A 9,923-nucleotide genomic window follows, 5' to 3' on the forward strand; every position below is an offset into this window, starting at 1 on the left:
GTATACGGAAACACCGCTACATCGTTACGACTCGACGGTACACCACCACTCCATTTGGTTGGATCACTCCAACGACCATTTCCTCCAATCCAGGTACTGGTTGCTGCAAAAACCGGACTGAACACGAGCGACCAGATCAAGAGTAGAATGACTGCTAATGTCGATAGCAGTGCTCGCGGTATCGAGCGGTTCATGGCTCCTCTCCAGAACTGCAATGTGCTACTCTGACTAAACCGAATTTTAACCGAACTCTGTACCGAATCATTACCGAAACCTCTGCTACGACCGGTGAAGATGAAAACATGAAAAAAGTGTTATTCAGGTGACAGGAGATGATGATAGATGAGTGGTATGTTCAAGAAAGGAGGTGATACTGATCAGAATTGCGACAATCCGTCGTAAGGCTGATGTTGAATGAAGACTGAAGGTTTACAAACATTTCATCTTGAAGTTGAATATTTTGTTAGAAAGGGTAGTACAATCGCATTATTCTTACTTATTATAGTATTACTTTTTGTAGTAGAAAAGTGTTATGACCAACAAAACAACATTACAAGGTATCAGTGCAGCTATCGCTGCATACGCCCTCTGGGGATTGCTTCCGATCTACTGGAAAGCGCTCAACGGGGCATCGGCTACCGAAATTCTTGCTCATCGTATGATCTGGTCGCTCCTCTTCCTGCTTGGCGTGCTGGCGATCCGCCGGCAGTGGGAGTGGATGACGGTGATACGACAACAGCGCCGTCTTCGGCTGACGTATCTGGCAAGTGCGATTCTGCTGGCGGCAAATTGGGGTATTTATGTCTGGGCAGTCCAGATCAATCGGGTGGTCGAAGCCAGTTTGGGCTATTTTATCAACCCGCTAGTGAGTATTGCGCTGGGTGTGCTGGTTTTGCGGGAACGGTTACGGCCAGCGCAATGGCTGGCCATCGGTATTGCTGCTGCTGGGGTTGCCTGGCTGACCTACAGTGCCGGTGCGCTGCCCTGGATTGCATTGGCGCTGGCGTTATCGTTTGGTCTCTACGGACTGCTACGGAAGCAGACGCCACTTGGTTCGTTTGAGGCGTTGACAGTTGAGACGTTATGGATGTTTCCGCCCGCTCTCCTCTGGTTGAGCTGGCTGGCCGGTGCCAACGGCGGGATTCATCACGATACCGGTCTGTGGATGCTTTTGATCAGCACCGGTGTTGTGACTGCGGCACCGCTGCTCTTTTTCGGGGCAGCAACCCGACGCATCCCGCTGACGACAATCGGCATTTTGCAATACCTGGCGCCGACCCTTCAGCTCGTGCTGGGTGTGCTGGTCTACGACGAACCATTCTCAACTGCCCAACTGATCGGCTTTGGTGCAATTTGGACGGCACTGGCCATTTATACGCTGGATAGCTTTATCGCTGTTCGGCACTACCGGGCGAGATTATCACAAGAGGCGATACAGCGGTAGTATTGCTGTAAGCGCTCACCATCATCGAGATCGAAGGCCAGGGTCGGCGTGCTGATCAGGCTGGCACGCAAGCCAAGCCGGACAGCCGTGCGCAGATGATAGGCAGCACTATCCGGCCCAAAGCCAAACGGAAGTTGCGACGGCAGGTGCAACCCTAACGCATTCGTCCCGCGACCATGCTGGTCAGGGGCAACCACCACGTCGCTGTCGGTGAGCGCTTCGCTCAGCAAGATCAGATCACGCACGGTCACAAAGGGTAAATCGCCGGCGAGAACCATCATCATCTGCACACCGGTAGCCTGAATCCGCCGCCGCGCCTCGGTCAGAGCTGCATTCAACTCTTCCTGGTGATCGGGGAGCCACTCAATCCCTTCGTTATCGGTTGCCAGAGTTGGCTCAGGGCTGACCAGCCAGATGCGGGCCGGGATTGACAGGTAGCTAATAGCCTGATGCGCCGTCGTGATCACATGGCGCACCATTGTCACCACAAGCTGTTGGCGATCCGCCGGATCGAGCAGATCGATCAGGCGCGATTTCGCCAGGTGCAGACGCTTGACGGGAATGACAATACCGATCACCCTAACGATCTCGCTGTGGACGGCGCAATGAGGCTGGCCAGTTCCAGCGTCGCCCGGGCCAGGGCCATCTTTTCTGACATACCGCGCATGATTGTATCGGTAACCAGCGTTGCAATACCGCGAGACTGAATAGCCGGTGCCAGCTCCGCATCAACCGTATCGATCACAATCCCATCGATCAGGTCGGCATACGTCTCGGCCACACCGAGCGCAGTCGGGGTGAGACCAACCGCTTTCATGAGCGGGACAGCCGGACCCTTGATCGCTGCTCCACCAACAATCGGACTAACTGCCACCACCGGCGCATTCGTTGTCGTCAGAGCGGTACGCACCTCAGGAATGGCCAGAATTGGCCCTACACTTACCACCGGATTGCTCGGCGCGATGATGATGACCTCAGCACTCATCAGCAAAGGCAACAAGGCAGGAGCTGGCCGAACCTGGCCGGCAGCGTGCAGGCGAACACCGTGTACGACCGGTTGACAACGCTCGCGCACAAAATACTCTTCAAAATGCAGTTCGCCCTGATCGGTGAGGACGTGGGTAGGCGCCGGATCATCACTCATCGGGATGACATTGACAGCCACCCCCAGTGCCCGCCGAATCTCATCGGCAACTTGCGAGAGGGTCGCACCGGCCTGCAACCGCGCCGTCCGGTAGATATGCAACGCCAGGTCGCGATCACCGAGCTTAAACCAGGTAGGTGCACCGAGCCGGGCCAGCCACTGCATACAGGCATCGGTATCACCGGCAATCCCCCAGCCCTGGTTGCGGTCAATCACATCTGCCAGCGTACAGGTGACAATATCGAGATCGGGGGAGATATATAAGCCGTGGAGCACCATATCGTCGCCGGTATTGACGACAGCCGCGATCCGTTCTGGGGCAACAACTGCTGCCAGCCCTTCGATAAAGCGAGCGGCACCAACGCCGCCGGAAAGTACAACTATCATAGGTACGCTGCGGAGTCTACAAAAGGAAACCGGCGTGTCTGGATCACGCCGGTATCATCGGGTTCGTCAGAACAACAGATTCGCCAGTCGCCGCCGGGCCAGGCCTACCAGCGGATGTTCATCACCGAGCAGAGCAAAGAGAGCGAGCAGTGCCTTGCGGGCACCATCATCCCGGAACGCTCGATCACGAGCGACCAGGGTTAACAGATGCTCTATCGCGGTGGCATAATCACCACTCCGCACTGCAATCGCTGCCTGGCGGTACAGCCCTTCGCTCCCATCTGCCGGCTCAGCGGGCGCATTGACCAGATCGGCGATAGCCAGACCGGCAATCGCCCGACCACCGAATGGGCCACCTGCCGGAACCTGCTTGAGCGTCGTCATGCCTTCGGGATCGCCGCGCAAAGCGAGCAACCGCCCTAAATGGAAGAGCGCCGCCTCGTTATTTGGGTCTTGCCCCAGGATCAGGCGATAGCGGGCAATCGCTTCAAGCGGATTGGTTGCTTCGAGCGCTTGTGCCATCGCCAGCAGATCGGCATTACGGTCAGGCACGATCCGCTTCAGCCAGGTACGTACCTGACTCTCCGGCAACGCACCGGTGAACTCATCAACGATTTTGCCCTGATAGACTGCTTTGACGGCAGGAATACCCTGAACCCGGAACATCTGGGCCAATCGTGGGTTTTCATCCACATTAATCTTGGCCAACACCCACGCCCCACCTGCCTCGCGTGCGAGCCGCTCAAGCGTCGGCCCAAGTACACGGCAGGGACCACACCACGGCGCCCAGAAATCGATGACGACCGGCGTCTGCTGTGAGCGTTGGAGCACCTCACGCTCAAAGGTTGCCTCGGTCACATCAATAACGACAGCCTGGGCTGGAGCTGGATTGGCTTTGTTCGATACTCCGGTGATCATGCCTGTTTTCTCCTTGCACCGATATAGTTTTCACTGTACCATAGTGTACCAGAAAGCTGTTGAAGATGTGTCTGTAAAGTGTAAGAAGAGTGTCAATCTTCACCTGCGCTGCAACTCCTGACGCAACAGGAAGATATAACCCACCCCAACAATACCGGCAAAGGTAAACCACTGCAACGCATAGCTCAAGTGCGGCCCCTCATCGAGGCGGTAGGGATCGGGCGGGCGGGGCAACGCACTGCTCCCATCCGGCAATTGCTCGATGAAGAGCGGTAAAAGCGGCGCACCGACCTGCTGCTGGATCGCCGGTACATCCACCCGTAACCAGGCATTGATGCGCGTCTCACCCGGTAACGGTAGATCGCGCCCGGCCAACGGGCTATCAGGCCGCAACTGCGGTGCCTGCGCAATACCCTCGATGGTCACCGGGCGCGTAACAGCGTAGGCGGTAGCCGCGCCCTGGGCCGAGGGTATCCACCCCCGATCTACCAGCACAGCCTGATCACTCCCGGCGATCTGCAACGGAGTCAGCAAATGCACACCATCAACGCCGCTATCGGAACGGCGTCCACGTAGGACAACACTCTCTTCATTGCGGAACGTGCCACTCACCAACACCCGCCGTCCGATAATTGTTGCCGGATCAATTTCAGGTGTCAGAGGGATGGGTGGTTGCGCTAGCGCGGCGAGCCGGACAGCATTAGCTGCGCGCCGTTGCGCCAGCCGATCAAGCTGCCAGAAACCAAGCGTAATCAGAGTGACAAAGATGATCAGCGCGAACAGATGCTTTACGATCCACCAGCCGCGCAAAAGACGATGAACGCGCGGAGAGATTGTTGATGTCATCATGTGAGTACTCAAACGTCGTGCATGCATACCTCGTCTGAGTGAGCAAGATTTCCTCTCTTATGTATGATGCGTAAATTCAGATGCAGGTAACATCTTACCCACTCTCACAAGGAATGATACCACGTTCAGATGGTGTGCCGTCTACCAGTTCCACTGCATGGTGTCCGCAGATCGATCCCTCTCCTTATGCGGTACAATATCCTCGATAGTCATTACTGACTATCAGGACAGAGAAGAAACGCAAGGAGGAAGAGTCGCATGGCACGCAAGCCTAGTCGGCTCGAATTTGCCGTGATCGGTCTCGGTCGCTTTGGACGCAGTGTAGCGCTTAATCTGATCGAACGAGGCCACACTGTGCTGGGTATTGATCGTGACCCCAACATCGTGCAGCAACTGGCCGACCGTATGACACAGGTGGTTGCCCTGGACTCCAGCAACGAAGACGCGCTGCGGGCGGTTGATATTATGTCATTCGACACCGTTGTAGTCGCGATTGGCTCGCAATTTGAAGCCAACTTGATGACCACAGTCGCGCTCAAGAGTCTGGGTGTCAAACGAGTTGTTTGTAAAGCGCTGAACGAGCGTCAACAGTACATCTTAACCAGGGTCGGTGCCGATATGGTGGTACTCCCCGAACATGAAGCTGGTGCCCGGCTGGCCTGGCAACTGTCGGAACCCCATGTCCTGGATCATCTTAATCTCGGTTCCGGTTTTAGCGTCGCCGAAGTGCGGGTTCCGGCTCCACTGGTCGGCCAGACTCTGATGCAGAGTGGTTTACGTCGGCGATATGGCATCAATGTGCTGGCCGTTAAACACAACGGCAAGATGATTGTTACCCCACCACCCGACTATGTCTTCAGCCGCGATGATCGGATTCTGATTATTGGCGCCGATTCAAGTATCAGCACCTTCTGCGATTTGTCATCATGACAACACTTGTTGCCGGCCGCAATCTGGCTCGATTGCGGCGTAAGCCGATCCCACCACCTATCCGGCTGGTCGGTGGGTTAGCCTTGTTAATCGTTATTGGTACGCTGCTGTTGCTGCTGCCGATCAGCAGTACCCGACCTCTCACGTTTATGGAAGCCCTGTTTACGGCTGCTTCAGCGTTGAGCGTGACCGGTTTATCGGTCATTACACCGGTACAAGACCTCTCGCTGGTGGGGCAAATCTTGCTAATGTTGCTTATCCAGATCGGCGGTGTCGGGTTCATGGTGGTGGCCGTGATCATCTTTCGCCTGCTCGGTCGGCGGATCAGCTTTACCGACCGGATTGCTCTGAGCGACTCGCTGGGTCTGCTCTCACCGGCAGCAATCGTCACCCTAACGCGGCGTGTGCTGATCACCGTGGTAACGATCGAGGCCATTGGTGCCATGCTGCTCTACATCCATTGGCGCACCGATCCCCGACTCAGTGAAGGCCAGGCATTTTTCTATGCCATGTTCCACGCTGTTTCTGCGTTTTGTAACGCTGGATTTGACCTCTTTACCGGGACTACCGGTTTTGACGGTATTCCGCGTGATAGTATTACTCTGTTTATTATGGGAATACTGATCTTGACCGGTGGTCTTGGGATTCCAGTAATTGCAGACCTGATTTCGTATGCCAGAGAACACAAGCTCTCGCTACACACGCGCATCACCCTGATTGTAGTGAGTTTCCTGGTCGGCATTGGCGCATTCGGTCTCTGGCTCAGCGAGGGCTTCGACGCCGACGGCACCCTTTACGGCCAACCGCTTGACCGCCAGCTCATTGAGACCACGTTTCAATCGATCTCAGCCCGTACCGCCGGCTTTTCCGGGATGGATAGTTTTGAAGCGTTGACACCGGCCAGTCAGTTACTGCTCATTACACTGATGTTTATTGGTTGCGCACCGGCATCCATGGGAGGCGGCATCACAACCGGCACCTTTGCCGTACTGTCAATCTCGCTGTGGAGCTACGCCCGTGGCTTGCCAACCGCGCAATTTGCCGGACGTAGCCTGGCTACCGGCATGGTACGCCGGGCCGCCGCCGTGCTCTCCATCTCTCTCTTTGTTGTTCTCCTGGCATCCTGGCTCATTGTCGCCACCCACGATGCAACTCTTGACCAGGTTGTGTTTGAGGTTGTGTCGGCATTTGCTACCTGCGGCCTGACACTTGGTTTCACCAGCAAGCTAAACACGTTTGGTCAGCTTATCATTATCGCCGTGATGTTTTGGGGACGCCTGGGGGCACTTACCATCATTACTGCCATAGCCCGCCAGAACACGACCCCGCAACCGATCACCTATCCTGAAGAGCAAATCCTGATCGGATAACCTATGCGTCACCTGTACCTGCACATTCCCTTCTGTCATCGGCGCTGCTCCTATTGTGATTTCAACACCTACGCCAACATGGAGCACCGGATCGAAGCGTATGTTAATGCACTGTGCCAGGAGCTGGCAATGTTGCGCGACCAGCTACCACCATTGCCGGCATCGCTCGAAGCAGCAGCCTTACGCCCCAGCATCTTCTTCGGTGGGGGCACACCCAGCATGCTCTCGCCGGCGCAGATCGAACGTATTCTGCAAGCCACAGCGGAGATTGTGCCGCTGACAGGAGCGGAAATCTCGCTCGAAGCCAATCCTGGCACTGTTCTGGATCGCGATTACCTGCGCGATCTGCGTAGTCTGGGGATCAATCGCCTCAGTATGGGGGTACAGAGCCTGCACGACCCAACGCTACGGATGCTGGGCCGCATCCACACGGCAGCCGAGGCTTATGCCAGTTTCAATGACGCCCGTGCGGTTGGCTTTGAATCGATCAACCTGGATTTTATCTTCGGCTTACCGGGGCAGGATATTGAGCAATGGCGGGCAACCCTCACCGAGATTATCAGATGGGAAGTAGACCATATTGCCCTCTACTCGCTCATTCTGGAAGAGAACACCCCGCTTTACGCGCAGGTCACCATCGGACGCTTGCAGATTCCCGATGACGACCTGACCGGTGCAATGTACGAGCTGGCGATTGAGACGCTTGGTGCTGCTGGCTATCGCCACTACGAAATCTCAAACTGGGTGCGCCCCTCGGCGTCCGACCGCCCTGATGCACCACCGGCCCTGGCCTGTCAGCACAATTTGGCCTACTGGCTCAACAGCGACTATCTTGCCGCCGGTGCCGGTGCCCATGGCCACGTCTTTCCGCAACGTTACGCGAATCTACGCACTATCGACAGCTACATCACGGCTGTGCAATCTGGTCGGCGACCCATCGCCGAAACAACGTCGCTCACAACCGCTGATCTGGCAGCAGAGACCATGTTCATGGGGCTGCGTCTCGACATCGGGGTCGGATTTGCGCACTTCGCTGCCCGGGTTGGGCAATCACTGCTGGATTACTACGGCCCAACGCTCGACCAGCTCAGTCAGCAGGGACTGATCGAATGCAGCGCGCAGCGGGTCTATCTCACCCCACGTGGACGGATGCTCGGCAACCAGGTCTTTGCGCATTTTGTGTGAAAAAGACAGCATGTACACCGTAATCGCTCATGTCATACACCCTGGATTGCGAGAGTGTGTTAAGCGGAGACCACACTCTCTGCTATAATGAGGGTATGAACAACAACATAACACTTGAAGAAATTGCGCACCTGCCCACGTCATATCAGGTTGCGCACATCCGAATCGAACCAAATATCATCCTCGCCCCGATGGCCGGGGTCACCGACAGCATCTTTCGCCGCATGATCCTGCGGCTGGGTGGCTGTGGCCTGGTGAGTACTGAGATGACCAATGCGGCCAGTGTTAGCCCTAAAGCCCTGCGCCGACATCGGTTGCTCGACTATTTGCCTGAAGAGCGGCCTTTGACGATGCAGATCTCCGGCAACGACCCCGATCTGGTCGCAAATGCGGCACGGGTCGTCGAACAATTGGGGGCCGACATTATCGACATCAACTGTGGCTGCCCGTCACCCAAAGTGACCGGTGGCGGTCACGGCTCAGCGCTGCTACGCGATCTGCCGAAGATGGAACGGCTCTTGCGCACCGTGCGCGAGGCGGTTCAGATTCCGGTTACCCTCAAGCTACGTGCCGGCTGGGACGAGCAGAGCCTCAACTTTATTGAGGCCGGAAAACGGGCCGAAGCGGCTGGCGTATCTGCACTGGCCCTGCATCCACGAACGCGCGAGCAGGGGTACAAAGGTCAGGCCAACTGGTCACGAGTTGCCGCACTCAAACAGGCTGTTTCAATCCCGGTGATCGGCAGCGGAGACGTGACCAGCGCTCTCGATGCACTTATCCGTCTGCGTGACAGCGGTGCCGACGGCGTCATGATCGGGCGGGGAGCAATGGCCAACCCCTGGATCTTTCGCCAGATCACCGATCTGCGACGGGGTGTGACGCCATACGTACCGACACCGGCTGACAAACGAAACCTCTTGCTCGAATACATGGCAATTTGCGCCGAGGAACTGCCAGAGCGGCTGGCGCTTAACAAGATCAAACAGTTGATCGGACAGTTTCAGGTTGGCCTGCCCGGCAGCAACCACCTGCGGGTAGCCGTTCACACATCAACCAGCCTGGCCGAAGCACGTGGCGCCATCGAACGATTTTTTGCCCCATTCCTCGAATCGGATCAAGTCGTGCAGGAAATGGTAGCGGCGGATTAGCCGTTTGCCGGATAAGCGGTAGCCGGCAACACGGCACCCCGTTCACCGGCTACCTGAATGGCGGTTGAGCAGAGCCTGCTGACCAACACCACCAATCATCCTCTGGCGTAGAACCATTTGCTTATCAGCAGCCCGATCCGATTCTCGTCATCTTCAGGCAGCCAGATAACCCGACCACCTTCACCACCAGCGATATGACGCTTAGTGGTAGCGCACCCGGTACACCAGAACTTATTTCAAAAAACACCTGCTTAGCAGCTACTCATTGACAAACTCTATGAACGTGATGAATACACATAGTATCCTCGTGGCCGGTAGGGTCAACGGCATGACACGTGCCGGATCGTGAGCATGGCTGCTGCGGCAGCATAGCTGCCGCACTCCACACACACGACGGGCGGGAATGGAAACCAATCCGTGCGTGATGGCACCGGCGATGGTCGGCTGCCTGGGAGCAGGATAGGCTCTTTATTGATTAGCAAGCGTTCATGCGCCTGTGCGACATTCTGGGAGAACGAAAGCGCAGCTTGTATGACATAAGTCCTAAC

Annotated in this window: 9 protein-coding genes and 1 pseudogene; 5 read left to right on the forward strand and 5 right to left on the reverse strand. The window is 56.3% G+C overall.

Annotation, left to right across the window (positions count from 1 at the left end):
• A pseudogene (locus VAE57_RS03855) lies at window positions 1-194 on the reverse strand (hypothetical protein); the annotation flags it as partial.
• A gap of 338 nt (window positions 195-532) precedes the next feature.
• Here VAE57_RS03855 and rarD point away from each other — a divergent pair.
• The gene (gene rarD / locus VAE57_RS03860) at window positions 533-1,444 is read left to right on the forward strand and encodes an EamA family transporter RarD (RefSeq protein WP_322820587.1); all 912 of its coding nucleotides are present in this window, start codon (window positions 533-535) and stop codon (window positions 1,442-1,444) included.
• On the opposite strand, the gene cofC is transcribed toward rarD, so the two are convergent.
• The 4 genes from cofC to VAE57_RS03880 form a co-directional block, all read right to left on the reverse strand.
• A complete protein-coding gene (gene cofC, locus VAE57_RS03865; RefSeq protein ID WP_322820588.1) occupies window positions 1,405-2,022 on the reverse strand; it encodes a 2-phospho-L-lactate guanylyltransferase in 618 nt (205 codons plus the stop codon). The two genes, rarD and cofC, sit on opposite strands and share 40 nt — an antisense overlap.
• On the reverse strand, window positions 2,019-2,975 hold the full coding sequence (cofD, locus tag VAE57_RS03870) for a 2-phospho-L-lactate transferase (protein WP_322820589.1): 957 nt from the start codon (window positions 2,973-2,975) through the stop codon (window positions 2,019-2,021). The genes cofC and cofD overlap by 4 nt, the downstream gene beginning before the upstream one ends.
• 66 nt (window positions 2,976-3,041) lie before the next feature.
• Window positions 3,042-3,893, reverse strand: a complete 852-nt coding sequence (locus VAE57_RS03875; RefSeq protein WP_322820590.1) for a tetratricopeptide repeat protein — start codon at window positions 3,891-3,893, stop codon at window positions 3,042-3,044.
• Window positions 3,894-3,992: 99 nt separating this feature from the next.
• Complete coding sequence (locus tag VAE57_RS03880) at window positions 3,993-4,742, reverse strand: SURF1 family protein (protein ID WP_322820591.1); 750 nt, start codon at window positions 4,740-4,742, stop codon at window positions 3,993-3,995.
• A 258-nt stretch (window positions 4,743-5,000) separates the two neighbouring features.
• Here VAE57_RS03880 and VAE57_RS03885 point away from each other — a divergent pair, with 258 nt between their 5' ends.
• The 4 genes from VAE57_RS03885 to dusB all read left to right on the forward strand — a co-directional run bounded on the left by VAE57_RS03885 (window position 5,001) and on the right by dusB (window position 9,375).
• Window positions 5,001-5,672, forward strand: a complete 672-nt coding sequence (locus VAE57_RS03885) for a TrkA family potassium uptake protein (RefSeq protein WP_322820592.1) — start codon at window positions 5,001-5,003, stop codon at window positions 5,670-5,672.
• Window positions 5,669-7,042, forward strand: coding sequence for a TrkH family potassium uptake protein (locus VAE57_RS03890; RefSeq protein WP_322820593.1), 1,374 nt, complete (start codon window positions 5,669-5,671; stop codon window positions 7,040-7,042). The genes VAE57_RS03885 and VAE57_RS03890 overlap by 4 nt, the downstream gene beginning before the upstream one ends.
• A gap of 3 nt (window positions 7,043-7,045) precedes the next feature.
• A complete protein-coding gene (gene hemW / locus VAE57_RS03895) occupies window positions 7,046-8,227 on the forward strand; it encodes a radical SAM family heme chaperone HemW (RefSeq protein ID WP_322820594.1) in 1,182 nt (393 codons plus the stop codon).
• Window positions 8,228-8,322: 95 nt separating this feature from the next.
• Window positions 8,323-9,375: a tRNA dihydrouridine synthase DusB gene (gene dusB / locus VAE57_RS03900; RefSeq protein WP_322820595.1), complete on the forward strand. Its 1,053-nt coding sequence runs from the start codon at window positions 8,323-8,325 to the stop codon at window positions 9,373-9,375.
• Window positions 9,376-9,923: the final 548 nt, after the last annotated feature.

Source organism: Chloroflexus sp., assembly GCF_034434295.1.
GTDB lineage: Bacteria > Chloroflexota > Chloroflexia > Chloroflexales > Chloroflexaceae > Chloroflexus.